Origin of the sequence: Posidoniimonas polymericola (assembly GCF_007859935.1) — a bacterium.
Classification (GTDB): domain Bacteria; phylum Planctomycetota; class Planctomycetia; order Pirellulales; family Lacipirellulaceae; genus Posidoniimonas; species Posidoniimonas polymericola.
Genome location: NZ_SJPO01000002.1, coordinates 732,228 through 757,668 on the forward strand (window position 1 = coordinate 732,228; position 25,441 = coordinate 757,668).

Annotated in this window: 20 protein-coding genes and 1 tRNA gene; 12 read left to right on the forward strand and 9 right to left on the reverse strand. The window is 66.5% G+C overall.

Annotation, left to right across the window (positions count from 1 at the left end; genetic code table 11):
• The first annotated feature begins 253 nt into the window (after positions 1-253).
• Complete coding sequence (locus Pla123a_RS06715; RefSeq protein ID WP_197527749.1) at positions 254-1,219, forward strand: DUF1559 family PulG-like putative transporter; 966 nt, start codon at positions 254-256, stop codon at positions 1,217-1,219.
• 13 nt (positions 1,220-1,232) lie between these two features.
• On the opposite strand, the gene Pla123a_RS24935 is transcribed toward Pla123a_RS06715, so the two are convergent.
• Entirely contained in the window at positions 1,233-2,411 is a 1,179-nt protein-coding gene (locus Pla123a_RS24935; RefSeq protein WP_231956345.1) for a type II secretion system protein, read from the reverse strand.
• Between the two features lie 264 nt (positions 2,412-2,675).
• Here Pla123a_RS24935 and Pla123a_RS06725 point away from each other — a divergent pair, with 264 nt between their 5' ends.
• Positions 2,676-3,647, forward strand: coding sequence for a YihY/virulence factor BrkB family protein (locus tag Pla123a_RS06725; protein WP_146585123.1), 972 nt, complete (start codon positions 2,676-2,678; stop codon positions 3,645-3,647).
• Between the two features lie 13 nt (positions 3,648-3,660).
• Here the strand turns inward: Pla123a_RS06725 and Pla123a_RS06730 are convergent, their stop codons facing one another.
• From Pla123a_RS06730 to ftsH, 3 genes are all read right to left on the reverse strand, one after another.
• Entirely contained in the window at positions 3,661-6,147 is a 2,487-nt protein-coding gene (locus Pla123a_RS06730) for a glycoside hydrolase family 2 TIM barrel-domain containing protein (protein WP_146585125.1), read from the reverse strand.
• A 263-nt stretch (positions 6,148-6,410) separates the two neighbouring features.
• Positions 6,411-7,478: a DUF1559 domain-containing protein gene (locus Pla123a_RS06735; RefSeq protein WP_146585127.1), complete on the reverse strand. Its 1,068-nt coding sequence runs from the start codon at positions 7,476-7,478 to the stop codon at positions 6,411-6,413.
• 210 nt (positions 7,479-7,688) lie between these two features.
• Positions 7,689-9,758, reverse strand: coding sequence for an ATP-dependent zinc metalloprotease FtsH (gene ftsH, locus Pla123a_RS06740; RefSeq protein ID WP_146585129.1), 2,070 nt, complete (start codon positions 9,756-9,758; stop codon positions 7,689-7,691).
• 383 nt (positions 9,759-10,141) lie between these two features.
• On the opposite strand from ftsH, the gene dxr reads away from it, so the two are divergent.
• From dxr to Pla123a_RS06765, 5 genes are all read left to right on the forward strand, one after another.
• Positions 10,142-11,305 (forward strand): 1-deoxy-D-xylulose-5-phosphate reductoisomerase, encoded by a 1,164-nt coding sequence (gene dxr, locus Pla123a_RS06745; RefSeq protein ID WP_146585131.1) that lies wholly within the window; start codon positions 10,142-10,144, stop codon positions 11,303-11,305.
• Positions 11,290-13,359, forward strand: coding sequence for a site-2 protease family protein (locus Pla123a_RS06750; protein ID WP_146585133.1), 2,070 nt, complete (start codon positions 11,290-11,292; stop codon positions 13,357-13,359). Before dxr ends, Pla123a_RS06750 begins: the two co-directional genes overlap by 16 nt.
• Positions 13,360-13,605: 246 nt before the next feature.
• A complete protein-coding gene (locus Pla123a_RS06755; protein ID WP_146585135.1) occupies positions 13,606-14,730 on the forward strand; it encodes a S49 family peptidase in 1,125 nt (374 codons plus the stop codon).
• Positions 14,731-14,799: 69 nt separating this feature from the next.
• Positions 14,800-15,528, forward strand: a complete 729-nt coding sequence (locus Pla123a_RS06760) for an ABC transporter ATP-binding protein (RefSeq protein WP_146585137.1) — start codon at positions 14,800-14,802, stop codon at positions 15,526-15,528.
• Between the two features lie 148 nt (positions 15,529-15,676).
• Positions 15,677-16,597, forward strand: a complete 921-nt coding sequence (locus Pla123a_RS06765; RefSeq protein ID WP_146585139.1) for a hypothetical protein — start codon at positions 15,677-15,679, stop codon at positions 16,595-16,597.
• A 138-nt stretch (positions 16,598-16,735) separates the two neighbouring features.
• On the opposite strand, the gene Pla123a_RS06770 is transcribed toward Pla123a_RS06765, so the two are convergent.
• From Pla123a_RS06770 to Pla123a_RS06780, 3 genes are all read right to left on the reverse strand, one after another.
• Positions 16,736-17,392: an adenylate kinase family protein gene (locus tag Pla123a_RS06770; RefSeq protein ID WP_146585141.1), complete on the reverse strand. Its 657-nt coding sequence runs from the start codon at positions 17,390-17,392 to the stop codon at positions 16,736-16,738.
• Positions 17,393-17,562: 170 nt separating this feature from the next.
• The gene (locus tag Pla123a_RS06775) at positions 17,563-19,230 is read right to left on the reverse strand and encodes a hypothetical protein (protein WP_197527750.1); all 1,668 of its coding nucleotides are present in this window, start codon (positions 19,228-19,230) and stop codon (positions 17,563-17,565) included.
• Between the two features lie 230 nt (positions 19,231-19,460).
• On the reverse strand, positions 19,461-19,838 hold the full coding sequence (locus Pla123a_RS06780) for a hypothetical protein (protein WP_146585146.1): 378 nt from the start codon (positions 19,836-19,838) through the stop codon (positions 19,461-19,463).
• A 178-nt stretch (positions 19,839-20,016) separates the two neighbouring features.
• Here Pla123a_RS06780 and Pla123a_RS06785 point away from each other — a divergent pair, with 178 nt between their 5' ends.
• Positions 20,017-20,373 carry a tRNA-binding protein gene (locus Pla123a_RS06785; protein WP_146585148.1) on the forward strand — a complete coding sequence of 119 codons (357 nt, stop codon included), beginning with the start codon at positions 20,017-20,019 and terminating at the stop codon, positions 20,371-20,373.
• A gap of 142 nt (positions 20,374-20,515) precedes the next feature.
• Here the strand turns inward: Pla123a_RS06785 and Pla123a_RS06790 are convergent, their stop codons facing one another.
• The gene (locus Pla123a_RS06790; RefSeq protein ID WP_146585150.1) at positions 20,516-21,709 is read right to left on the reverse strand and encodes a hypothetical protein; all 1,194 of its coding nucleotides are present in this window, start codon (positions 21,707-21,709) and stop codon (positions 20,516-20,518) included.
• 463 nt (positions 21,710-22,172) lie between these two features.
• On the opposite strand from Pla123a_RS06790, the gene Pla123a_RS06795 reads away from it, so the two are divergent.
• The 4 genes from Pla123a_RS06795 to Pla123a_RS06805 all read left to right on the forward strand — a co-directional run bounded on the left by Pla123a_RS06795 (position 22,173) and on the right by Pla123a_RS06805 (position 24,340).
• Positions 22,173-22,871 carry a redox-sensing transcriptional repressor Rex gene (locus tag Pla123a_RS06795; RefSeq protein ID WP_146585152.1) on the forward strand — a complete coding sequence of 233 codons (699 nt, stop codon included), beginning with the start codon at positions 22,173-22,175 and terminating at the stop codon, positions 22,869-22,871.
• 64 nt (positions 22,872-22,935) lie between these two features.
• Positions 22,936-23,006: transfer RNA gene (locus Pla123a_RS06800), tRNA-Gln, on the forward strand.
• A 135-nt stretch (positions 23,007-23,141) separates the two neighbouring features.
• Positions 23,142-23,354, forward strand: coding sequence for a hypothetical protein (locus Pla123a_RS24940; RefSeq protein ID WP_231956346.1), 213 nt, complete (start codon positions 23,142-23,144; stop codon positions 23,352-23,354).
• Complete coding sequence (locus Pla123a_RS06805; protein WP_146585154.1) at positions 23,351-24,340, forward strand: 3'(2'),5'-bisphosphate nucleotidase; 990 nt, start codon at positions 23,351-23,353, stop codon at positions 24,338-24,340. Before Pla123a_RS24940 ends, Pla123a_RS06805 begins: the two co-directional genes overlap by 4 nt.
• 403 nt (positions 24,341-24,743) lie before the next feature.
• Here Pla123a_RS06805 and Pla123a_RS06810 read toward each other — a convergent pair whose 3' ends face one another.
• Positions 24,744-25,166 carry a hypothetical protein gene (locus tag Pla123a_RS06810; protein ID WP_146585156.1) on the reverse strand — a complete coding sequence of 141 codons (423 nt, stop codon included), beginning with the start codon at positions 25,164-25,166 and terminating at the stop codon, positions 24,744-24,746.
• Positions 25,167-25,441 lie beyond the last annotated feature (275 nt).

Genomic DNA, 25,441 nt, shown 5'->3' on the forward strand with positions numbered 1-25,441 from the left:
TTGCATGGGTTCGCATGGGCTCGTATCTGACCCATCCACGCGGAACTTCGCCCGCGATCTCGCCTTGCGGCAAAATACCTGTGCTTTGCCGGGTTGACGCCGCCGCCGTCGCGCCTAGAAAATGACGGCAAGCCGATGGCATGCCCGACACCGCATCGCGGTGCACGGGGTTACTAACTTCGGTTCCCGCCCGCCGTCCTTCCTAACCGACGGCGCCAGCTGCCCCTCCCCCGTTCCCTGCCGAGATTTTCCTATGAAGCCTCGTGGCTACCGGTCCGCACACTCTGCCTTCACCCTCGTCGAACTGCTGGTGGTGATCGCTATCATCGGCACGCTCATCGCGCTGCTGCTGCCGGCGGTTCAGTCAGCCCGCGAGGCCGCCCGACGCACGCAGTGCATCAACCAACTCCGCGAGATCGGCCTGGCGGTGCAAAACCACCATGACACCGCCGGCTACTTCCCAACCGGACGCGACCGGACCGACCAGTACGGCGTGTCGTGGGCGTTTCGGATCCTTCCCTTCCTTGAAGAGCAGCAGATCTACGACGCCCGCGACCCCAGCGAGCGGGTCGACTCGGAACTGAACGCCGCGGCGATGCGGACGCCGATCGAAGTCTACGCGTGCCCGAGTCGTCGCTCGGCCGACGCCAACCGTGACTTCGACAACGACGACGCCGCGCCGCAGGTCCGCAACGCGGCCGTGCTGGGCGACTACGCCGCCAACGCCGGACTCGAGGAGGACATGGGCATGGAGGGCAACGATTTCCGCAGCGGCAAGGTCGACCGCACGCTGGCTGGCCCGATCTACAGCGGCTCGAAGGTCAAGTCGCGGCACGTGACCGACGGCCTCTCGAAGACGCTCGCCGTCGGCGAGAAGCACCTGCCGCCGGTCGAGCCCGACTGGTCGGAAGAGCGGGTCCACTACCAGCAGGGCGACACCTGCTTCCTCGCCGCCGACCGCATCGAGACCATTTTGCGTGGCGCCGAGGACGGCTTGGCCGTGACCGGCCAGGAGACCAGCTCGCAGCTGTTCGGCGGCCCCCACCCAGGAGTCACGCTTTTCGTCTTCCTGGACGGCCACACCGAGGCCCTCGCCCACAGCGGCCCCAGGGCGACCGGCGTGAACCCCAACCAGGTCGACGACATCCGCGTCGACGAGAAGTGGGAGTGGCTGGCCGCGCTCAGCACGGTCGCCGGCGGCGAGCTCATCGAGGAGTAGTCGCGACCGGCGCCTAGCCAGCGTGGGTGCCCGCCTCGGTCCAAGGCCAGTTGGCGTTGGCGGTGACGCGTGGCATCAGCATCATCGCACCGATGAAGCAGCCGAGCGTCAGCACGGTCAGCAGGATGCCCTGCGACTGCGGCCAGATCGCCGCGCCGAGCGCGACCCCCATGATGGTCGCCCCCGGGACGAAGATGCCCAGCGTCCCCCGCCAGACGCCGATCAGCGTGACCGTCCGCAGCAGGATGATCAGGATCGTGAAGCCAGCCGACGCGAGCACCGCTGCCGGCAGCGTGACGTACTCCTGCGAGAAGTACATCAACGGGTAGGCACCGGCGAACGCCCCGATGGTGAGCAGCAGCATCCAGCGGTCGAACACGGGCGTGGGGTTCGCCTGGACCACGAGCCCGACTGCCATCCCGAACACGACCACGCTCAGCGGACCGAGCCAGGTGAGCTCGCCGAGCCGGTCGATCGGCGCAATGCCGAGCACGTCGATGCGTACCGGCCTGCCGAACAGCAGCCTTTCGTAGTCCCAGCGGTAGTTTGTGCCGGCCGACCGCTGGACGCTGGTCGGCTGCAGCGACAATTCCAGCAGCCGCACGTCCGACCCCCGCGCGGCGAGCGACACCCGGTAGCGGTCGAGCACGCCCGTTGACGCCACCGGTAGCTCGAATAGTCCCTTGCCAACCGCCGAGTACGTGACGCTCAGCGGCGTCGGCTCGGCCGGCAGCTCGCCTGTCCAGCGGAGCCGCCCATCGGCGATCTCTACCCGCCCAACGGCCGCGCCATCGGACTCGACCCGCAGGTCGGCCAGCGAGATCACTCGCGGGGGCAGCGGCAGTTCAATCCGGCATTTGCCGGGCGCCTCCCCTCCGGCGGCGGTGATGACCCCAGCGAACCGAGACTCGTAGATCGACTCCGGCGTGGCGGTCCCCGCGGAGAGTCGCGGCGTCAGCACCACATCGGCCTCAAACGCCGAGACCAGCGCCGCCGGCGCGGCCTCGGCAGCCGGCTCGGGTGGAGCCGCTTCGGCCACGGCGGCGCGGTCCTCGGCCCGGAGCGAGGAGTACTTGGCAGCCTCGCGGGCGGACTGCACTGCTGGGAGCAAGAGTGCTATCAAGGTCGCCATGATTGCGACCACGACCAGCAGCTCTACCAGGGTGAACGCTCGACGACCGGCGGCGCGCATAACGGTCCTTCAATTGACGAAGGGTGGCCTGCGGAGAGGAGAGGGACGCGGGCAGAGCGGCAATCGGACACGCGGGGGGTCATGGCACTGTTGCTATTACTCCGGAGCTGGCCGTGCAATTATTCCGCTGCGGCCCCGGCAAGTGGCGGGCGTCTTGCACCGATCGAGATCGCTGCGCCCGGCTGGCGACCGGCAGGTTACCAAACGGCCTAGGCCGCACTACGATAGACTCAGCCCCGCCCCTGCCTCCTCGACGCCCCACGCATGTTCGGACTGCTTAAACAAACGTTCGCGGATTTCTCGGAGGATGGGTGTCCGCGGATGGCGGCGGCGCTGGCGTACTACGCGTTGTTTTCGCTGCCTCCACTGCTAGTGATTGTCGTGATGATCGTTGGCTCGGTCGCGAGCATGGGGAGCCTGGTCGACAACCAGCAGGCCCGTGAGGCGATCCGACGCGAGGCGGCGGACTCGGTCGGCGAGGAGGCAGCGAAACAGATCGACCAGATGATCGACAAGGCGCAGCAGGCCCCGCGGTCGGCGCTGGGCGTGCTGGGGAGCGTGGGCATCTTCCTGTTCGGCGCGTCCGGCGTGATGGTCCAGCTGCAGGCGGCGCTCAACGAGGTCTGGAACGTGAAGCCCTCGCCCAAGCGGAGCGGCGCCCGCCGCTTCGTGCTGAAGCGGCTGCTGTCGTTCGCGATGGTGCTGGGGGTCGGCTTCGTGCTCTTGGTGTCGCTGGTCGCGAGCACCGTGATGGCGGCGCTCAGCAAGTGGATCACGGTCTACCTGCCGCCCGGGATGACCGCCATGACGCCGATCGTGGTGAGCCTGTCGACCGACCTGCTGGTGGCCGGGCTGCTGTTCGCGGCGATGTTCAAGTGGCTGCCCGACGCGCTGGTGCGGTGGTCGGACGTCTGGATCGGCGCGGCGGTCACCGCGCTGCTGTTCGTGGTCGGCAAGTCGGTGCTCGCGCTGTACTTCGCCAACGCCAACGTCGGCGCCACGTACGGCGCGGCCGGATCGGTGGTGCTGATCCTGGCGTGGGTCTACTACAGCGGGATGATCTTCCTGCTCGGCGCCGAGTTCACCCACGCGGTGGCGGTCAAGCGGCACGGCGCCGTGCGGCCCGCCCGCGGCGCCGTAGTCGTCGAGACGGTCGTGCGCGACCACGCGACCTCCGCCGCCGACCGCGTCCGCCAGGAATCAATGGCGTCGCTTGAGAAGCCGGCGGGCGATTGACGCGCGGGGCCGGCTACTCGCCGACCGCGAACGATGCGCTCGCCGACTCCAACCCGTCGCTGCTCGCCGTGACCTTGACCACGCCCTTGGAGCCGGGCTTTGATCGCAAGACGACCATCGCCTTGCCGTGGAACAGCGGGCAAGAATCTCCGACGAACGGGTTCATCGAGGTCGGGTCGCCGTTGGCGATGCCGACCGCCTCGGCCGGGCCGCTCACCGAGATCTTGATCGTGGCATCGGCGTGCGGGCAGAGCACGCCCGCCGCGTCGACCACCTCGATCTGGACGTAGCAGAGGTCGAGCCCGTCGGCGGCCAGCTGCTTGCGGTCGGGGGTCAGTCGCAGCTGCTCGGGGTCGCCGGCGGTGCGCATCGTGGCGCTGCCGATCTCCTTGCCCTTCAGGTAGGCCACGGCGGTGAGCTCGCCCGGCTCGTAGGGGACGTCCGCCCAGCGGAGTCGGTAGTAGCCCATCAGCTCATCGGAGTCGGCGTCCGGTTCGGGTTTCCCCTCGGTCTTCTTCTGGCGGCCGAGCGACTTGCCGTTGAGTAGCAGCTCGGCCTCGTCGCCGTTGGTGTAGACGTACACCGGGGTCGGCTCGCCGTCGCGGCCGGACCAGTTCCAGTGCGGCAGGATGTGGATGGTCGTGCTCGCCGGCGCCCAGTGGCTGCGGTACAGGTAGTACCGGTCCTTGGGCATGCCGCACAGGTCGACGATGCCGAAGTAGCTGCTGCGGGCCTGGTCCTCGGCCGGCCGCTTGCCGTCGTCCCAGTTGTGGTCGTACGGGGTTGGCTCGCCGAGGTAGTCGAAGCCGGTCCAGACAAACTCGCCGCTGCAGAAGCGGTCGGCCTGCATGCGGGCGAACTCGACGTCGGGGATGTCGGCCCACTTGGCGGCGTTGTGGTCGTAGGAGTCGACTTGCCGCTCGTCGTACGCGAAGTCGGTCTTGTTCTTCGGCAGCGGCAGCTTGTAGAAGCCGCGGGTGCTGAGCGCCGAGGCCGACTCGGTGTAGATGTGCGACATTTTCGGGAACCGCTCGTGCGAGGGCAGGTACTGCCGCCGGTAGTTCCAGCCGAGGATGTCCATCGAGTCGAGCGTTTGCGTTTCGAGGACCTGCAGCATGTGGCAGGCCATCAGCAGCGGCCGCGAGTTGTCGTGCTGGCGGAACTGCTCGGCGACAAAGTCGACCTTGGCCTTCGCGCGCTCGTCCTTTGCGCCGAGGATGGCGCCGATCTCGTTGCCGACGCTCCACACGATGACGCACGGGTGGTTGCGGTCGCGGCGGACGAAGTTGCCGATGTTCCGACGCATGAACGGCTCGAACTGCTTCTGGTCGTGCAGGTCGGCGGTGTCGTCCCACTTGTCGAACAGCTCGTCGATCACCAGCAGACCCATGCGGTCGCACATCTCGAGCAGTTCGGGCGCGGGGGCGTTGTGGCTGGTGCGGATGGCGTTGACGCCCATGTCCTTCATGATCTCGAGCTGCCGCTGCATCGCCCGCGGGTAGAACGCGGCGCCCAGCGGGCCCTGGTCGTGGTGCAGGTTGACGCCGCGCAGCTCCAGGCGTTTGCCGTTGAGGTACAGGCCGTACTTCGGCGTGAACTCCACCTTCCGCACGCCGAACGGGGTGACGGTCTGGTCGAGCTCGCGGTCCTCCTGCATCACCCGCAGCCGAACCGAGTAGAGCGTCGGCGATTCGACGCCCCAGGCCTCGAACTCCTTGAGCTTGAATTCTTGTTCGACCACCACGGCGCCCTGCGCGGGGATGGTCTTGCTCTCGGTCACCGGACCGGCGATGGCGCCCTGCTCATCGGGTCCCAGCAGCACGAGCTCGGCGCTGATGTCCTGCGGTGTGGTCAGATGGTTGCGGATCTCGCTGCGGACCGAGATGGTCGCCTCGCCGGAGTCCGACACCTCGCTCGACACGTGCGTGCCCCAGTGCTCGGCGTGGATCGCCTCGCACACGTACAGCGACACCTTCCGGTACAGGCCGGCGCCGGGGTACCAGCGGCTGCGGTGCTTGGTGGTGTCGGCGTGCACGGCGATCACGTTCTCTTCGCCGAACTTGATGAACTGCGTCGCGTCAACCCAGAACGAGTTGTAGCCGTAGTCCCAGCCGCCGGCCTCCTCGCCGTTGACGTACACCTTAGCCTCCGACATGACGCCGTCGAACAGCAGGTAGACGCGGCGGGTCGAGTCCTCGGCCGAGATCTTCACCTTCCGGCGGTACCACCCCTCGCCACGCCACGGCAGCTTGCCGGTGGCGGCGTCGAGCTGCGGGTCGGGCTTGCCGGAGATTGCCCAGTCGTGCGGGATCTGCACCGTCTGCCAGCCCGCGTCGGCCAGGTCAGTGGCGGCGCCGCGCTCCTGGGGGCCGGGCGCAAACCGCCAGCCGTCGGTCAGGACCTCGACACGCTGCTCGCACTGGGCCAGCGGGGCGCACGCACAGATCAGCAAAAAGCCCACGATCGGGGCCCCCACGAATGGGGAAATGACATTACGCATAAGTATTCTTGGGTTCCGGGCCAAGCCCTTCGGGGCTGGCGCCCGGAAGGAGAATCTGGAGAGGTTAGGTAGAGCCTGTAGTTTGACCGATTGTGGCCTGGGGCTCCAGCAGTGGGCGGCCAAACAGCCGCTAAACCGACCAAAAGAGAGAACCCAGGGGCGTACAACCGTACGTCGTGGGGGGCGGTTTGGTTGGGTTCGAGGCGCCCACAACCGTGAGAATTGTGGGACCCGCTGCTCTCCAGATCTGCCGATTGTGACGGCTACGGCGTGTCGAGGCCGATCGCCTCCTCGCCGTTCCGCGTGGCGGCGGCCCACCAGGCAGTGCGATCGATATCACCGGTCACCGTCCGGACCGAGCCGTCCATCATCGCCGTGTTGACCAGGTTCCCTGCGTGGTAGCTGCGTGAGGTGACTACCGCGTAGGTCGCCTCGGTGGCGCTGCGGCCCTCGCGGGTGCTAACCCAGTCGATATCGTAGCCCTCTTCGCACTGCGTCACTTGGGTGTTGGGCGTCAGGGCCGCGGTAAAGCCCGTTTGGTGAGACCGGCCATCGACCCATTCGGTGTGGCCAGAATTCTGCTTGAATGTGCCCGGCGGCAGCGAGCAGACCTCCGCGGCGGTTGCCGGAACCGTGTTGTCGGCGTGCGAGGCGTCGCGGCGGTAGGGGGTCCAGCCCTTCACCTCGGCCAGCATCAGCGTCTTGCTCGTGCCGTCAGAAATCTGAGCCATCTTCGTCCCGACCGACGCCTGGAACGCCCCGACCTCTTGCTGCTTTCCGGTCGGGTCGAACACCAGGAACACGCCGCGGTTGACGCCGTAATTGAGCGGGTAGTGCATCGGCTGGCCATCGGAGATCCGCACGGTGTCCTGCTCCTCGGAGGGGCATAAGTACGCCGAAACCCGGTAGGCGCCGATGAACCCGTCGCCGAAGACGGTCGACTCATAGTCCTGGTCGTAGTCGATGAGCGACTCAAACTGCGCCTCTTCGAGGTACGGCAAGAGTCGCGCTTGAGGGGACCACTTGCTGCTGCGGGTGTCGGTCCCGTCGACGCCGAAGGTCAGCCGGGCGGGAGGGAGTTTGTCCTGGCTCGACTCGTAGTTCAGGGTGGCCAGCGCGACCTGCTTCAGGTTGTTCATGCACGCGGCCCGGCGGGCGGCGCCGCGGGCGGCCTGGACCGCGGGCAGCAATAGCGCAATCAGCAGCCCAATGATGGCAATCACCACCAGCAGCTCGACCAGCGTAAAGGCGGGCCGCCGAGCAGGGTGGCGGGGTAGGGCGGGGCAGGTAGGGAGCAGTGAGGTGGCCGCAGCGGGCGAGTGGGGACGCATAGCGGTCTCGGCGTGGTGCGGGAATGAGACTCAATCGCAAGAGAAGCACCCTAGCAGTGGACTCGCTGGTCGTCAATCTGCTCGGCAACAAAAAAAGAGCCTCGACCCACGCCGGGTCGAGGCTCTCTGGAGTTCATTCGCTGCTTCGATATTACGCTTGGTCCCGCACGCCTGGGCCCCCACGCCTGGGACTGTGGGCGTGCCGCTGAGCTAGCCGCTGGCGGCGTCGCCGTCGGCGGCGGGCTCCGAGCCGCCGGCTTGCTGGTTCTTCCGTTCGGAGTCGGTCCCCGGCACAATCCGCGGACTGGACGAGCTCTGCTCGATCAGCTCCTTGAGCTGTTCGGAATCGATCACCTCGTACTTCAGGAGCGACTTGGTGATGTTCTCCAAAACGGGGCGCCGCGTTTCGAGGATGTGGCGGGTCCGCTCGAGGCCCTCGTCGATGATCCGCTTGACCTCCTGATCGATCTCGCGGGCGGTCTGCTCGCTGTGGTGCTGCATCCGCGGGCCGTCGGAACCGGCCAGGAACGCGCTGCGGTTGGAGTCGCGGTAGTTGACCCGTCCCAGGCGGCTCATGCCGTAGTCCATGACCATGCTGCGTGCCATCTCGGTGGCGCGTTCGAGGTCGTTCTGGGCTCCGGACGAGACGTCGTCGAAGACCATTTCCTCGGCCACGGTGCCGGCGAGGCAGACCTGAATGCGGCTCTCGAGCTCGCTCTGGGTCATCAGGAAGCGGTCCTCACTGGGCCGCTGCATCATGTACCCCAGCGCGGCCAGGCCGCGCGGGATGATGCTCACCTTGTGCACCGGGTCGGTGTTGGGCAGCGAGTAAGCGACCAGCGCGTGGCCCGCCTCGTGGAAGGCGACCCGCTGCTTCTCGTCGTCGCGGATGATGCGGCTCTTCTTCTCCAGGCCGGCCGAGCTGCGCTCGACCGCCTCGTTGAACTCCTCCATCGTCACGACTTCCTTGCCGTTGCGGGCGGCGAGCAGGGCGGCCTCGTTGACCACGTTGGCCAGGTCGGCCCCGACAAACCCGCTGGTGATCGCCGCCAGCGACTTCACATCCACATCGGCGTCGACCTTGATGTTCTGCAGGTGGACCTCGATGATCTCTTCACGGCCGGCGATGTCGGGGCGGTCGACCAGCACGTGCCGGTCGAAACGGCCCGGACGCATCAGCGCGGGGTCGAGGGTCTCCGGGCGGTTGGTGGCGCCCATAATGATGATGCCGCTGTTGGTGCCGAAGCCGTCCATCTCGACCAGCAGGGCGTTGAGCGTCTGCTCGCGTTCGTCGTGGCCGCCCATGTTGCCGCTGCCGCGGGTCTTGCCAAGGGCGTCGAGCTCGTCGATGAACACGATGCACGGCGCGCGCTGCTCTGCCTGCTGGAACATGTCCCGCACGCGGGCGGCGCCGACGCCGACAAACATCTCGACAAAGTCCGAGCCGCTGAGGCTGAAGAACGGCACGCCCGCCTCGCCGGCTACGGCCTTGCCGAGCAGCGTCTTGCCGGTGCCGGGGGGCCCGACCAGCAGCACGCCCTTGGGGATGCGGCCACCGAGGCTCTGGTAGCGTTCGGGGTTGCGGAGGAAGTCGACCACCTCGCGGAGCTCGTCGACCGCCTCTTCGATGCCGGCGACGTCGTCAAAGGTGACGTCGATATCTTCCTGGGCGTACAGCTTGCCGCGGCTGCGTCCGAACGCCATCGGCGAGCCGGCGCCCCCCATCCGGCGGAGCAGCAGCAGGAACAGCACGATCATGCCAATGAACACCGCAAACCACATCAGGTTGCTCAGCAGCGGGTCGGCCGGCTGGGCGACGCGGTGCGTGATTTCGGTCTGGCCTAGCAGTTCGAGGATCTGGTCGTCGTTGTGATCGCGGTAGCTGACAAACGGCCGCTCCAGCGAGCCACGCTCGCCGGGGATCGCCTCGCCGGTCTCGCGGTCGATCTCGATCCACTCGACCGTGCCGGTCACCTTGCTCGTCGAGACCATGACGTCGGAGAGGTTGGCCAGCTTGACCCGCTTGGGCGTCTTGGAAGACGTGTCCTCGATCTCGATCCAGTGGCGGTATTCCTCGTCGCCCGACTCGGTCTGCTTGCTCTGCTTGACCAACTGCACCAGGTCGGACCAGGCGATCTCCTTCTTGGAGCTGTTGGTGAAGATGGTCACCATCAGCAGCAGCAGCACCCCCAGGCCGAGCAGGTACCACATGTAGCTCCCGCCGTGGGGAGACGGCTTCTTGTTCTTCTCCGAAGACGAGGGCTTCTTATTGGATTCCATCGGCACTTGTCGGGATGGGGGCGTTTGGGGACTGCGGACGCTCGGTTTACCCCTTTTAACGCAAGCCAGGGCGGAAGTGTTCACTCTGACCGGACTTACGCTCCGGCTCGCCTTGCTGGCGGCCGGCAGGGGTTCTAGAATTGCTGGGCCGTGAGGCGACCCTACCCACCTATCGTAACGTAAATGTTACATTGGGCTTAGCGGTCAAACTCCGCAGGGACGCATGCATATTCGCGCCGGGCGCGTTACGACCGGCTCTACCCCTACTAGTCGCTCTGGTTTGCGGCCCTGGCCGACCTAAGCTTGCGTGGTCGCCGATGGCATGGTCATCCGGCAACCAACTTCAATCGCCGCCGCCAACCCCGCTGGTTTAACACGCATCTATGCCCGCAACCGCAAAGAATGTCGCGGTCCTGGGCGCCACCGGCAGCATCGGGCAGAGCGCGCTCGAGGTGATCGCCGCTAGCTCGGGACGCTTGCGGGCGTTTTCGGTGTCGGGCCACACGCGGCTCGATCTGCTGTCGCAGGCGGCGCGGGACCACGGCTCGCGGACCGTTATCGCGACCAACCGCGAGCTGGCCGACGCGCACCGCTGGAGCGGCCTGCCCGGCGGCATCCGCCGGCTCACCGGCCCCGAGGGCCTGGAGGCCGCGGTCGCGGACCCGGCGGTCGACGTCGTGCTGGCGGCCATCGTCGGCGCGGCCGGGCTGCAGAGCACCCTCGCGGCCCTCGAAGCCGGCAAGGTGGTCGCCCTCGCCAACAAAGAGACGCTCGTCATGGCCGGGCCAATCATTCAGGACGTGCTGCAGCAGAAGGGCGGCAGCCTGATCCCGGTCGACAGCGAGCACAGCGCCGTCTTCCAGGCGATGCAGGGCGCCAAGGCCAAGGAGGTCCGGCGGGTCGTGCTGACCGCCAGCGGCGGCCCGTTCCGCACCTGGCCGGTATCGCAGCTGTCGCAGATCACGGTCTCCGAGGCATTGATTCACCCCACCTGGCAGATGGGCCCCAAGATCACGGTCGACTCCGCCACGATGATGAACAAGGCGCTCGAGATCATCGAGGCCCGCTGGCTGTTCAACCTCTCGGCCGAGCAGATCGAGGTGGTGATCCACCCCCAGTCGATCGTGCACTCGTTCGTCGAGTTTGTCGACGGTTCGGTGCTCGCGCAGATGAGCCCGCCCGACATGAAGCTGCCGATCCAGTACGCGCTTGAGTACCCGGACCGACTGCCCGGCCCCGCCGAACGGATCGACTGGTCGGAGCGGATGACCCTCGAGTTCGAACCGCCCGATCCCGAACGTTTCCCGGCCATCGCGTTGGGGCACCAGTGCGCCCGCACCGGCGGCACCAGCGGGGCGGTGCTGAACGCCGCCAACGAGGCGGCCGTCCAGGCGTTCCTGGATGGCGACCTGCACTTCACCGAGATCGTTCCGGCCTGCCGGAGCGTGCTTGAATCGCACAACTTTGAGCCCCGGCCGTCGCTCTCGCGACTGATCGAGCTAGACGCCTGGGCGCGACAGGAGATGAATACGTGGATGCTTGCTTGATGCTGGCCGAGGCCACTTGGTTGGGTTTCGCGCTTGGCGTGCTGAAGGTCGGCGCGGCGCTCGGCTTCGTGATCTTCGTGCACGAGCTGGGGCACTTTGCGGTCGCCAAGATGTGCGGCGTGCAGTGCGACAAATTCTTCGTCGGCTTCGACATCGGCGGCTACAAGCTGAGCCGCAAGGTCGGTGAGACCGAGTACGGCATCGGCATCCTGCCGCTGGGCGGCTACGTCCGCATGCTCGGCCAGAACGACGACCCCTCCAAGATCGCCGAGCAGCTCAAGGAGTCCGAGGCCGCCGCGCAGGACATCGACGATTCCAACACCAAGCTGATCAAGGGCCCGGGCGGCGAGGAGTACCGCGTCGACCGCCGCAGCTACATGGCCAAGTCGGTCCCGCAGCGGATGGCGATCATCTCGGCCGGCGTGATCATGAACATCATCTTCGGCTTCATCTTCGCCGTGATCGCGTTCAGCCTGGGCGCCGAGTACGCCCCGTGTGTGGTCGGCTCGGTCTCGCCCGGCTCGCCCGCCTACCTGGCCGGCCTCGAGCCCGGCGACGACATCCTCAAGCTAAACGACCGAGAGAACCCTAGCTTCAGCCACCTGCGGCAGGACGTCATGCTCGGCGATGTCGAGAAGGGCGTCCGGTGCGAGGTGAAGAAGGCCGCCACCGGCGAGGTCGTCTCAGTCACGCTGCAGCCCAAGGAAACCGCGTTCGGCATGCAGATTGGCATCGCCCAGTCGCGGACTACCGAGCTCTACCCAGAGCTGTTCGCCCTGCCCGGCACGCCCGCCGCGGAAGCGGGCTTCGAGGGGGGCGACCGGATCGTCGCGATCAACGGCGAGCCGGTCAGCAGCTATCGGGACATTCAGATCCAGCAGTTCGCGGCGCTCGGCAAGTCGGCGGAGTACACCGTCGAACGCGGGGGCGGCGACGGACAGACCGCACAGACCGTCAACGTGCAGGCGCCGCCCGCCAAGGTCAGACGGATTGGACCGAAGCTCGCTATGGGGCCGATCACAGCCATCGAGCCGGGCTCTCCCGCCGAAGAAGCAGGACTCAAGGCGGGCGACGTCATCACCCACATCATGGGGCGCCGCGTCGGCGCGGCTGAGCCCGGCGAGGCGAGCTGGGACCCGTCTACCCTGCCCTACAAGCTGCCGCTGGAGGAAGCGGGCGAGATGGAACTGACCGTCCAGCGCGACGCAGAGAGCTTCAGCGTGACGCTGCAGCCCCGCGCCGGGCGATGGTTCGAGGAGCCGACCGGCCCTGGCTCGCCGTTCGCGCTCACCACGCTCGGGCTCACCTACCAGGTGTCGACCGAGGTCGCCGCCGTGGTAGAAGGCACTTCCGCCGCCGACCAGCTCCGCCCGGGCGACGTGATCACCCTCGCGAAGGTGGCGCCGCCGGAGGGGGACGACGCGGGCCTCTCCGCCAGCTCCTTCACCTTCGACGACGACCACCGCAACTGGCCGTTCTTCTTCAACCTGCTGCAGCGCGCGCCGCTCGATACGGGCGTCATGCTGACGGTGAAGCGGGGCGATGAGACGATCAACCTGAACACCTCGCTCAGCGAGTCCGACGGCGTCTTCCAGCCGGACCCGGGGCTGGTTCTGCAGAAGCTGGTGCTGGTGCGTCCCGCCGACAGCATCGACGAGGCCCTCGCCCTGGCGGGCGATCGTGTCTGGACCGACATGACCAGCGTGTTCCGCGTGCTGGGCAAGATTGGCTCCAAGCAGGTTCCGGTAGAGAACGTGAGCGGGCCGCTCGGCATCCTAACGGTGGCCTACAAGTCGGCCGAACTCGGCTGGTCGCCGCTCTTGCTGTTCCTCGTGCTGCTGAGCGTCAACCTGGCGGTGCTCAACTTCCTGCCGATCCCGGTGCTGGACGGCGGGCACATGGTCTTCTTGGCCTGGGAGGGCCTGACCGGCAAGCCGGCAAACGAAAAAGTCGTCGTGGCGCTCCACACGGTTGGGTTCGTCATGCTGCTCGGTTTGATGGCGTTCGCCTTCAGCAACGACATCCGCAACATGTTTGGCGGCAACTCGTTCTAGCGGCAACGCGGACCGAGCCCGCGGCGGGGTGGCGCGCTCTCAAATCGCGCGATGAACCACTAGCGGCGCTCCACGCCCATGCTGGTCGGGCCGCCCTATTGGTAATGCAGGTCCGGTCAGGTAAAGCTGGCAAGCAGCGCGGGTCGCGGCGACCGGTTTTGAGCATTGCGGCGGGGACGCCGATTCTATCAAGGGCGCGAGTCCTGCGCTCCCTGCTAGCAATCCGTACCCCGCCCCGGCCCCCGCATGCTCCACTCCCCCGCCCTCCGCTCTACGCTCGCCCTGATTGTCCTGGCGGCGGCCGGCTGCTCGATGCGGCAGCCGATCAAGGTCTGCATGCAGGGCGACATCGACGCCGCCGCGTCGATGAAGCTCGACAACAACGTCAGCCAGGTCTCTGCCCGCACGCTCCCCGGCGAGCCGTGCAGCGGCCCGCGGATCGCCCTGATCGACATCGACGGGCTGCTGGTCAACCGCAACCTGACCGGCATGTCGTCGATGGGCGAGAACCCGGTGGCGCTGCTGCGTGAGAAGCTGCAGCGGGCCGAACGCGACCCGTGCGTTGCGGCGGTCGTGCTGCGGGTCAACAGCCCGGGCGGCGGCGTCACGGCGTGCGATATCATGCGGTGGGAGCTGACCCAGTTCCGCCAGCGGTCCGGCAAGCCGGTGGTCGCCTGCCTGATGGACGTCGGCGCCGGCGGCGCGTACTACATCGCCACGGCCGCGGACGTGATCACCGCCCACCCGACCACCATCACCGGCGGCGTCGGCGTGATCCTCAATCTGTACGACCTGCAGGACTTCATGCAGCAGCAGAACGTGGTGGAGAACGTCATCCGCAGCGGCGAGAAGATCGACATGGGCACGCCGACCCGCACCATGGACGCCGACGAGGCGGCCATCCTCGAGGGCATCGCCGCGGAGTTCCACAAGCGGTTCAAGGACGCCGTGCTCGCCGCCCGCCCTGCCCTGGCGACCCGGGCCGGCAGCGCCGAGGTGGTCCCGCTGCCGGGCGCTTCCCCCAGCGACGCCGACCCGGAGGACGCCGACAGTGAGCTGGCCGACAGCGACCTGCTTGATGGGCGCGTGCTGACCGGCTCTGACGCGTTGCGGTTGGGCATGGTGGATGAGCTGGGCTACCTGGAGGACGCCGTGCGGCTGGCGGAGGGCGCGGCCGGCGTGATCGGCGCCAAGACCATCGTCTACCGCCGCGACAACGACCGCGCGCTCACCCCCTACGACATCACCCCCAACGTGCCGGGCGGCGGCCTGATGCCGTTTAGCCTGCCGGGCGTCGACCGCGCGCTGCTGCCGACCTTCCTCTACCTTTGGCAGCCCGAGCCGGCCTACGAGAAGACCAGCGGGCCGTAGGCGTCGCCGCGCCGCACCGGTACGATTGCCGGTAGGAACGCACCGCACGAAGCCCCGCCCCGCGAGACTATGGCCAGCCCGACAACCGCCGCCAAAACGCAGCCCGACGCGCCCGCGGCCCCCCCTGCGCCGATCCTCGAAACCCGCAAGCTCGTCAAACGCTACCCCAACGGCGACGTGCTGGCGGTCGACAACGTGTCGCTGTCGATCGAGCCCGGCGAGTACGTCTCGATCATGGGCCCGAGCGGCAGCGGCAAGTCGACCCTGATGAACCTACTCGGCGGGCTCGACACGCCGACCTCCGGCGAGGTGCTGTTCCAGGGCAAGCCGTACGGCGCGTTCGGTTCGCTCGACGCGCTGCGGGCCAAGCACCTGGGCTACGTGTTCCAATCGTTCCACCTGCTGCCGACCCTCACGGCGCTCGAGAACGTGCAGGTGCCGATGTTCGAGAGCAGCCGCACCGCGCCCGAACGCCAAGCGGCGGCGGTCGAGCTGCTGAAGCTGGTGCACATGGAGCACCGCGCCGGCCACAGCCCGCTGCGGCTGAGCGTCGGCGAACGCCAGCGGGTGGCGATCGCGCGGAGCCTGGCGAACAACCCGGAGGTGCTGCTGGCCGACGAGCCGACCGGCAACCTCGACAGCAAGAACGGCGCGGAGGTGCTCGACCTGTTCGACAAGATCCACCGCGAGCACGGCGTCACGCTGGTCGTGATCACCCACGGCGGCGAGGTCGCCGAACGGGCAGAACGGCTGCTCACCTACCGCGACGGCCGCGTCGTGGCCGACCAGCGGCGGTAGCGCCGCCTAGGCCGGCACAAGGTAGTGGGGCGGATCGCTGCGAATCATCGCGATCGCCCTGCCCCGCCCCGCCTGACGCGGTAGAATTCACCAGACGCCCTGGGACGGAACGGGACGCCACCGCCACCGCCTCTACCTTCGAGATTTGATGACGACCCTACGCTCGATCGCCATTCTTCTTGTGCTCGCCCCCGCCGCCTGCTGGGCGCAGTTCACCAAGACGACCGAACACCCGCTGGTCGCGGAGCTCACCACCAAGGGCTTCGAGATCGACGGCGCGCCGATCAAGCTGCTGCCGCCGCTGGTCACGCCCGACATGCCGGCCGACGAGCAGCGGGCGGCGTTCGCCGGCCTGGTGAGCGAGCGGCGGATGGAGAAGTACCTGCAGGACTCGGTGGTCGCGTCGTACAAGCTCGACATCGACGACATCGGCCAGACGGCAGAGCGGGGGACCGTGCGGCGGCTCGACCTGTACTTCGTTGTGCACGGCAGCCTGCAGGTGATCCACGAGAAGGAGCTGTTGTCGAGTCTGATGGGCGGGGAGAAGACCGCGTCGGCCGCCGCCGAGAGCGGCTTCGAGACCTACGCCAAGCCGCTCGACGAGTCGGCCGAACGGCCCGACACCCTGCCGCCCGCCGGCGAGCTTACCTCGGGCATGTTCCGCTACCGGTTCCCGATCCTGGAGAAGGTGGTGGTCAGCGGGCTGGCCAGCAGCGCGGGCATGCACGTCGACGGCGGCGTGGTGCAGTCGGCCGTGTCGCCGCGCGAGCTGCTCGACGACCCCGCCAACCCAACCGAGTGGCGGCCGATCCCCCGCGGCGCCAAGACCGACGCCGAGCTCGGGCCGCCCGAGCCGTTCAAGGGCTTCTACTGCTACCTGCACGCCACGCAGCTTGGCTTTGTTGACAACGCGGTGCTGGTCGAGTGCCACGCGGCGTACATCGAGCCGTACGGCTGGTTCCGCGGCCGCAACCTGCTGGCCTCGAAGCTGCCGCTGCTGATGCAGCAGAACGTCCGCGACTTCCGCCGCAAGCTGAAGGAAGTCGAAGAAAAAGCGAACAAGAACTAGCCGCGAGCCCCGGCGTTAGCCGGGGGAGCAGCGTTCCTGGCCGATTGCTGCGCCCCAACCGGTGACCCACGGCGGAAGCCGTGGGGAATCGAGACGGCTTCCGCCGTGGGTTACTGAGGCGCTCTGGTCAAGTAAGAGCTACGCGAGCAGCATCTCGGCCGGGGGCAGGCCGAGCTTGTTGCAGATCGCGGCGTTCACCTGCTCGATCGACTTCATGCCGTCGATCCGCACGACCAGCTCCTTGGTCATGAACAGGTCGACCACCGGCACGGTCTGCTCGCGGTAGTCGGCCAGCCGCTTGAGCACGGTCTCCTCGACGTCGTCCGCGCGGGCGATCAGCGAACCGCCGCAGACGTCGCACACGTCGGGCTCGGCGGGGCGGTGGTGGATCAGGTTGTAGTCCAGCCCGCAGTCGGAGCAGAGCCGCCGCGCCTGCACCCGCTCGATCACGGCCTCGTCGGTCACGTCCAAGAGCACAACGGCGTCGATGTCGTAGCTCTCGAGGAAGAACTCGGCCTGCGGTTTGTTGCGGGGGAAGCCGTCGAGCATGAAGCCGTAGTTCCAGTCGTGCTCGCGGAGCCGCTGGTCGACCACCTCATCGACGATATCGTCCGGAACGAGCCGGCCGGTGTTCACGATCCGTTTGATCCGCGCGGCGAGCTTGGTGTGGTTCTGGATGTTGAGCCGGAAGATGTCCCCGACGCTGATGTGCACCAGGTCGTACCGGTTCGAGAGCAGCTTGGCTTGGGTCCCCTTGCCGCAGCCGGGGGCTCCCATGATGACGTATTTACGCATTTCTCTGCCGCGTGGGGGGTGCAACGATGCCTAAGGCCCCATTATGCCCGGCTAGGCCTGCCCGTACAGAGCACCACGGCTGAAGCGGTCTGCATTAATGCCGGCATATCCGGCGCATGCGCCAATGCGAGGACGGTTTGCGCTCCGGAGGGCCCCGGCGGAACGGCGCCTCATTCGTCGGCGTCGCCGAGCAGCAGCGAGATCTGGCCCTCTTTGCCGGCCAGGACCCGGACCCCGCCGTCTGCCCGCCGCTCGAAAGTCCCACTGCCTGGCTCCAACTCTAGGCGGTAGTTCCCGCTGGGGGAGTGAAAGCCGATAACACTGCTGGTCACCTCTGCGGGGGTCTGCTCCTGGCCAACGATGTCGAGCGCCCAGCTCCGCGGCTGGTCAGATTTCCCCGAGGCAATGAGCACAAGCCGGTCCTCTGAGCAGGTGATCTTCAGCGTGCCGCCCACGGCGAGTCGCTGCTCCACTGCCAGACGGGTATCGCCCCGCTGCGTCACTGCTGGAGGGCCGTCCACAAGCAGCGGTGTTGCCGCTCCTGCCGGATCGATCGCCACGGGCAGGGCGCCGGCGGGGTCGGCGTTCTTTGCCAGTGGTGGGCGCCCCTCGACAATCGGCAGCGTGGCGCAGGTCAGCGTGTTCTCGAGCAGCCGCTTGTCGTGCACCGTCGAGGCCCGCGTCTCGTCGAAAAGGTGCAGGTCGCGGATCGACAGCCTGTCCCGATCCCAGTAGAGGTTCACGCGGTAGAAGCGGCTGTTGAACCAGGCCGAACGCCGCCCTTCTTCGCGCCAGTCGTCCAGGCAGACAAACGCTGTCGGGGGCGTGACGGGGAACCTCTCGCGGAACCACTCGCCCGATTCGGCGAGCGTCTCGACGCGGATCTTTCCGCTGCGGGCAAGGCCGGCGATGCGTTCCGCCTGCATCTCGAGGCCGCTGCCCATGGCGTCCCAACCGAACGAGTTCTCCTGGCCGGCCTGGGTGTAGGCGAAGGCCAGCGGCGGGCCGGTGGTCAGCGCGTCGAGGAACCAGTCGACCCATTTCGCAGACCCGCCCGCGTGCGAGTAGACCGGTTCGAGGCTCGTGATCGACGGCGCCCGGCCGTACTGGTAGATCGGGTCGCTGCCGAGCATGCGGAACACGGGCACGTTGATCTGCGCGCCGGCGTGCTGGGCCGGCATGTACGCGTTCAGTCGGCTGGGGTAGTAGGCCTGGTTCCAGTAGCCGCCCCACAGCGTGTAGCCGTCGGTGCCGATCTGGTCCTTGCAGTTGCACGACGCGACAATCCCGTACTCCTCGCTAAGGTAGGCGAGCGTCACCTCGTCGATGTACCACGCGCCGACCGATCGCGGGTAGTAGCCGAACACTTCTTTGAACTTCGCCATGTACGCGTCGGCGATCTTCCGGCGTTCCGCGGGAGTGTAGCCCGGCGAGAACGCGATGTTGGCGGTCGACACCCAGTCGTGGTCGCCACGCCAGGCGATGCCGGCGGCCTCGATCAGCGGACGAGGCAGCTCCCACCAGGCGGCGATCTCGTCGTTGGGGCCCGCGTGCTGCTTGAGCAGCTGTTGGTACTTGGGGTTGATGAGGGCGTCGTACTGCAGGGCCCAGGTGACCGGCAGCTCGTGCTTGCCGAACAGCTCTACCTGCCGCCGCGTGGCGCCTAGCAGCACCTCCTCCGAGTCGCGGAGCCGGTAGTCCTCGTTGCGGATGAAGTTGTAGATCGTGACGATCCGCGGGGCGGGGCTCGGCGTCTCGGCCGCGGCATCCGGCAGCAAGACCACCGCGACGCCAAGCAGCAGGCACGCCAGGGTGGAGGGGCGCAGGGTGCGGTTCACACGAGCGAGCGGCAAAAAAGAGATCGTCATCGAGGCGGGCTTTGGTGCGGGATGAATCGTGGCAGGGAGGAGGCGGCGAACTGCGGAGAAAGCCCGCGCGTAAAGAGGCATCCGCCCGCGGGCAGTCGGCGTACCTACCCCATGGCCGTTTGGGCCGATTCCTGACGGGAATTCGCCGGCAAAAGGTCGACTCGTTTGCCTCGCCGCCGCTCGGCGACCGCGCCTTGCCGCTACCCGGGCCCGAACACCTGCAGCAGCCGCCGCAGGTAGGCGCCGGAGCCGTCGTCGAAGACGAGGCGGGCCAGCAGCAGGCAGGCGATCAGCACAATCAGGAGCAGCGCCGGCGCGACCGCGGTCAATACGGCTTGGCGGCGTTGGTGGTTGCCGAGCATCGTCCGCGAGAGGGCGATCGACACCAGGCACGCCCCGGGAAAAATCATCACGACCGCGGCAAACACCACCGTGGTTAGCGTCGCGGATTCGGGCGGCTCGAACAGCTTCGTGGCGAACAACGCCGGGCCGATGCCGACCACCCCCAGCACCGCGAACAAGATGTTGCTGTACGTGACCGCCCGCTCGGCGAGTGACTTGCCAGAGTCTTTTCGCATAGAGTGTCTGATCCGCGACAGAGGTCTTGATACGCGACAAGGGGGTCCGGCTAACGCACGGGCAGGACGCCGGAAAAGTCCACCTGCGATCAGGGGTAAGCCCTGCCGGGTGGGGCCGACAGTCTACGGGCCTGCCAGCAGCGGCGCCACAGGAAAACCAACCACCAAGTCCAACGATATGAACGAGAAGACGCCGGCCGCGACCATCGGCTGGGAAGACTTCGCCCGCGTCGACCTGCGGGTGGGGACCATTGTCCGCGCCGAGCCGTTCGCCGAGGCCCGACGGCCGGCCTACAAGCTGTGGATCGATTTCGGCCCCGAGCTGGGCGAGCGGAAGTCCTCCGCACAGATCACCTCGCACTACCAGCCAGAGGAGTTGGTTGGCACGCAGGTCGTGGCGGTGGTGAACTTCCCTCCCAAGCAGATCGGCCCGCTGATGTCCGAGGTGCTGGTGACCGGCTTCGAGGACGAGCACGGCGCGATCGTGCTGACGCGGCCCGACAAGCCGGCGGCGAACGGGGCGCGGCTGTGCTGACGGGGGGACCGTCGGGCAAACAAAAAAGGCGGCCCGACCCACTGGGGATCGGACCGCCTCGGATTAGCTTTGACCAGCCCTCTTCCGTACGAAGGAAGCGGGGCTTTGGCTAAGGGTTCACATCTACTCGGTTGCCGCTCGCTCAGTTGCAGCCACAGTCGCTGGCCGGAGCCGAAGCCTCACCCTCGCAGCCGCTGTCGCAGCTGTTGCAGGGGCAAGCCGGGACCATACGGGTGACGGTCACAGGGACTTCCTTGCAGACCATCTTCGGGACGCAGCGGGTCACGGTGTAGGGCACCTTGCGGGGCACACACTTCTTGACCTGAACCGTCTTCTGGCAGCAAACCGGCTTGCAAACCGTGTAGCACACGGTCTTGGTGCGGCACTCGGGAACCATCTTGCAGACCTTGTAGCAGCAGGTCTTGGTCTCGGGGACCATGGTGCAGACCTTGTAGCAGCAGGTCTTGGTGCGGGGCTCGCAGACCGTCTTCGTGCAGCAGACCTGCTTCTCGATGCACTCCGGCACCCAGACCTTCTTGCACTTCTTGATCGGCGGGCACTGCACGCACTCGGTGTGGCAGGCGCCCGGCTTGTAGCAGCACTTGCAGCCACAGGCGTCGTAGACCCACTCACCCGGCTCGCGGACAACCTTCTTCCGCATCGGGCCCGGGACTTCCCACTCCTGCTTTTCCCAGTGACCGCTCTGGACCGTGATGGTCTTCGTGTAAGGAACCTGCTTCCGCACGGTGTAGTTCACCTCGCGGGTGCGGGTCTCCCAGACCGGCTTGCACACGGTGTACTCACGGGTCTTGGTTTCCCAGACCGGGTTGCACACGGTGTACTGAACTTCCTTCTGACGGGTTTCCCAAACCGGCTTGCACACGGTGTACTCGCGGGTGCGGGTTTCCCAGACAGGCTTGCACACGGTGTAGCAGCGGGTCTTGGTTTCCCAAACCGGCTTGCACACGGTGTACTGAACTTCCTTCTGCCGGGTTTCCCAGACAGGCTTGCACACGGTGTAGCTGCGGGTCTTGGTTTCCCAGACCGGCTTGCAGACCGTGTAGTTCACTTCCTTCTGACGCTGCTCTTTCACGTACTTCGTGTAGTTCACGATCTTGTCTTCGCAGACTTGGTCGTAAACGGTCTTGTAGCAGGTGACTTCCTGCTGCTCGTAAATCTTGCACCGCACCGTCTTCATCACGGTGTGGGTCTCGGGCACGCAACACGGGCCACAGTTGCCGTACCGCACTGCGCCACAGTACCGGGCGTCGGCTTGCGCGGCCGCAAGCACGATTACCAGGCCTGCCATCAGCGGCATTCCAATCAAGCGTTTCATCGTAGGGGTCGCCTCCTTCAACTAACTGCACGGGGGATATAGGGGGGCTGGTCAAGACGGGACGATTCCGTCCGTAGATACTTCGGGTTGCCCAGCCGGTGTTCCTTAGCAGAGTTACGCAAATTCGCTAACCGATTGGGTTGTCCGGATTCGCCCTGATTTCGCACGTGGCATTTCCCTAACTGGCGTGACGATAGGGGGTTAGGGAAGAGGCTGCGCACGCAGCAAGCAGTTTGGGGGGTGCGGTTGTTCCGCCGGCGCCGTAGGGGACGGTGGGGGGGGTCGGAACACCTGCTCCGGACGTACCGCTGAGAAACCACCAACGGGCCGCCGAGTCCGGCCTCGGCGTCTGCCGTAAGTGTCGATCTGGCTTGCCTTTTCGCCGATTCGACCTTACAAATACCCCCGCGGCGGCTCGCTTGCCCCTGCCGCGGAATCCCACCGCCTCGCCCCCAACGATTTTTTGAGCTCACCCAAGCGAAAACCTGGCGCCGTCGACCCCGAGTCGGTCCCCAAGGCAGTGGTGAGCCGGCTGAGCCTGTACCTCCGCGAGCTGCAGCACCTGCTCCGTGACGAGCAGGCCACGGTCAGTTCCAGCCAGCTCGGCCAGCTGCTCGGCTTCAGCGACGCCCAGGTGCGGAAGGACCTGGCGTACTTCGGGCACTTTGGGCACCCCGGCATCGGCTACCGCTGCGACGAGCTGGTCTCCGCGATCCGCAGCATCCTGGGCACCGACCGCGAGTGGACCATCGCCATGGTCGGCGCCGGCAACCTCGGCCGGGCGCTGCTTGGCTACCGGGGGTTTGCCTCACAGGGGTTCCGGATTGTCGCCGCGTTTGACGAGGCTGCCGACCGGGTCCACCAGACGATCGAGGGGGTCGAGGTCTACCCGATGACCCGCCTGGACGAGGTGGTCCGCGACCGGGCGATCTCGTTCGGCCTGGTCGCCGTGCCCGCGGCGGCCGCCCAGGGGGTAGCCGACCGGCTGATCGCGTCGGGCGTGTCGGGCATCCTGAATTTCGCCCCGGTGATGCTGAACCTGCCCTCAGGAGTCAGCATCGTAAGTGTAGACCTGGCGACCGAACTTGAGCGGCTGTCGTTCTCGGTGGCCAACCGCGGCGGGGAAAAACCGGCAGAACCGGCCCCGGAAAAGCCCCTTTAGCAGACCCCCGGGTGTGCGGTAGAATAACGCGTTCGGCACAGCCCCCAGCGGCTGCGGCCCCTTCAGCCCCGTAGTGTAATGGTAACACTAGGGATTTTGATTCCCTCATTCCAGGTTCGAGCCCTGGCGGGGTTGCTTCCTTTCTGCGGAGCAGCCAGTCGATAGCGGAGCAGCCGGCAAGCGGTGGAGCAGCGGGCGAGTTGTGCCTCGCCGCCGCGATTTCCACTGTTCTGACTCAACGTTTGTTCTGACTCAACTTTCGAAGGCCGCGTGAAAGCCATCAGCAGCTCGATCATCGTCTTGGCCGGAGCGATCTTGATCGGGGCTGGAGTGCAGCACAACGCGTACGAATGGGCCGCAATCGTCGGGCTCGTGGTGGGCGCAATTGGGTTGGGCGCCTGGCTCGGGTACCTGGGCTTCTGGGACTGGATTCTCAGCGGGCCCCCTCAAGCAAGTGACAACAATGCAGAAAGTGACCCATGATCGACTCCCCGGAAGCCAAGTTCGCCGTCGCCGCCGTTAGGGAGGCCGCCCAACTGGTCCGCCGCGTGCAGGCCGAGATGGTCACCGACGCCCTCGAGAAGGGCGACAAATCGCCGGTCACCGTCGGCGACTTCACCGCCCAGGCGGTCATCGCCCGGCGGCTGCAGGACAACTTCCCGGGCGTGAAGCTGGTAGGCGAAGAGTCGGCCGCCGACCTCCGCGAGGAAGCAGGCACCGAGACCCTCGAGCAGGTTACGCACTTCGTGCGGATGGTACTGCCGCACGCCACCGCGGAAGAGGTCTGCGACTGGATCGACTTCGGCACGGCCGACGCCGAGGGCGAGTACTGGACCCTCGACCCGATCGACGGCACCAAGGGCTTCCTGCGGGGCGACCAGTACGCCGTCGCCTTCGCCCTGATCAAGGACGGCCAGGTGCAGGTCGCTGCGCTGGGGTGCCCCGAACTGGCCGATGCGACCAGCCCCGCCAAGGGGGGCGATGGCTCGGTCCTGTTGGCCGCGAAAGGGCAGGGCGCCCGCTGCCAGTCGATGGCCGACCCGTCCGCCGAGTGGAAGCCGCTGAGCACGTCGGACCTGTCCGACCCGGCCGGCGCCCGCGTGCTCCGCTCGGTCGAGAAGGGCCACACCAACATGGGCCAGATCGACTACTTCGCCGAGGCGCTCGGCATCACGGCCGACCCGGTCGGGATGGACAGCCAGGCCAAGTACGCGGTTCTGGCCGCCGGCGGCGGCGAGATGCTGCTGCGGCTGATGTCGCCGAAGATGCCGGACTACCAGGAGCGGATCTGGGACCAAGCGGCGGGTTCGCTCGTCATCACCGAAGCCGGCGGCCGCGTCACCGACCTCGATGGCCGCCCGCTCGACTTCTCCCACGGCCGCACCCTCGCCCAGAACCGCGGCGTGCTGGCCACCAACGGCCCCCTGCACGACGCGGCGCTCGAGGCGCTCAAGAGCGTCGGCGCCTAACACCATTCAAGAATAGCCGGCGAGCTACGCCTCGCCGGGATGACGCTGCTGCAGGGTCACGGATTGCGCAGGAAGATGAAGCCGGTGCACTTTCGGGAATCTCGAATCTGACCGAGGTTGTCACAACCTCAGCGAGTTCGCTGCCGTTCTTCGGCGCCGCGGATGATGCAACCTCGCTCAGTTGGCTCATCTACGCACCGACCGAAGTGAGCTGCACCTACGCGGGTTTGGCGGCGACCGAAACCGGAGTCGGGTGGTTCAACTTCGGGCCGTCGCTTTAGCGAGCCAAGCGACCCATGACGAAGCGTTCCTTACGGACTTGGGGCAAGAGCCGCATCGCCGAGAACATCCCCTTTGCAACCCGATGACTTCGTCACAATTTACGAATTTGTCACGGGCCAAATTAACCGATTTGTTTTTTTCGCAGCGAGGAATCTGGGAAAAAGTAAGTCAGGGTGACTGAGAACGCAGCACCTAAAATAGCGGCGGGGATGAACACTGAACTGTACGCGCTGATAAAGAGACCAGAGCCTGCTCCTGCGAAGAACCCCATGAGTAACAAACCCATAGGAACACTCAGCGTTCCAACTAGGCCAGTCAGTGTGCCTAAACCTAAGGACGCAAATAGAGATACTGGCTTGCCGCGAAGAAAGAGCAGCCACGGTATCCATGTCCACGCAAAGATATACAGACAGACTACAAAGCCAGCAGTGCTGCTAAGCCCTTCCTGAGTCGCGACCGCGATTACTGCACAGAATATCGCCCCGATGGTCATCAGGCCGATCAGATTGCGAATCGTGACACGTATAACACGCTGTTCATGCATAACAAGTAAATCCGATGATGGATCGGTGGGCGCGCCGACTCACTAAGAGCCGGTATGCTGAGCAGACTCTGCAGGCGAAGCTTTTGGGATTGATGGTAGCCTTTTTGGTGCACGAAAAGATACTGCGAACTGACGGAGGTTGTGTCGTGCGGGGGATTCCGCTCTGCCAAAACCGCCGTCGGTGGACATCACTTCCATCAGAATCGGCTCCAGCAAAGTTGCCGAGGTGTGCCCAACCTCAGCGACTTGAGTCCCGGTTCTTCGACGCGCAGGGG

Excerpts from the sequence above, each read along its gene's own strand:
- Pla123a_RS06805 (WP_146585154.1), top strand. The coding sequence starts at position 23,351 with ATGATCGACTCCCCGGAAGCCAAGTTCGCCGTCGCCGCCGTTAGGGAG.
- Pla123a_RS06770 (WP_146585141.1), bottom strand. The coding sequence starts at position 17,392 with ATGCGTAAATACGTCATCATGGGAGCCCCCGGCTGCGGCAAGGGGACC.
- Pla123a_RS06725 (WP_146585123.1), top strand. The coding sequence starts at position 2,676 with ATGTTCGGACTGCTTAAACAAACGTTCGCGGATTTCTCGGAGGATGGG.
- Pla123a_RS06715 (WP_197527749.1), top strand. The coding sequence starts at position 254 with ATGAAGCCTCGTGGCTACCGGTCCGCACACTCTGCCTTCACCCTCGTC.
- Pla123a_RS06790 (WP_146585150.1), bottom strand. The coding sequence starts at position 21,709 with ATGAAACGCTTGATTGGAATGCCGCTGATGGCAGGCCTGGTAATCGTG.
- Pla123a_RS06730 (WP_146585125.1), bottom strand. The coding sequence starts at position 6,147 with ATGCGTAATGTCATTTCCCCATTCGTGGGGGCCCCGATCGTGGGCTTT.
- Pla123a_RS06755 (WP_146585135.1), top strand. The coding sequence starts at position 13,606 with ATGCTCCACTCCCCCGCCCTCCGCTCTACGCTCGCCCTGATTGTCCTG.
- Pla123a_RS06760 (WP_146585137.1), top strand. The coding sequence starts at position 14,800 with ATGGCCAGCCCGACAACCGCCGCCAAAACGCAGCCCGACGCGCCCGCG.
- Pla123a_RS06765 (WP_146585139.1), top strand. The coding sequence starts at position 15,677 with ATGACGACCCTACGCTCGATCGCCATTCTTCTTGTGCTCGCCCCCGCC.
- Pla123a_RS24935 (WP_231956345.1), bottom strand. The coding sequence starts at position 2,411 with ATGCGCGCCGCCGGTCGTCGAGCGTTCACCCTGGTAGAGCTGCTGGTC.
- Pla123a_RS06785 (WP_146585148.1), top strand. The coding sequence starts at position 20,017 with ATGAACGAGAAGACGCCGGCCGCGACCATCGGCTGGGAAGACTTCGCC.
- Pla123a_RS06810 (WP_146585156.1), bottom strand. The coding sequence starts at position 25,166 with ATGCATGAACAGCGTGTTATACGTGTCACGATTCGCAATCTGATCGGC.
- dxr (WP_146585131.1), top strand. The coding sequence starts at position 10,142 with ATGCCCGCAACCGCAAAGAATGTCGCGGTCCTGGGCGCCACCGGCAGC.
- Pla123a_RS06735 (WP_146585127.1), bottom strand. The coding sequence starts at position 7,478 with ATGCGTCCCCACTCGCCCGCTGCGGCCACCTCACTGCTCCCTACCTGC.
- ftsH (WP_146585129.1), bottom strand. The coding sequence starts at position 9,758 with ATGGAATCCAATAAGAAGCCCTCGTCTTCGGAGAAGAACAAGAAGCCG.
- Pla123a_RS06780 (WP_146585146.1), bottom strand. The coding sequence starts at position 19,838 with ATGCGAAAAGACTCTGGCAAGTCACTCGCCGAGCGGGCGGTCACGTAC.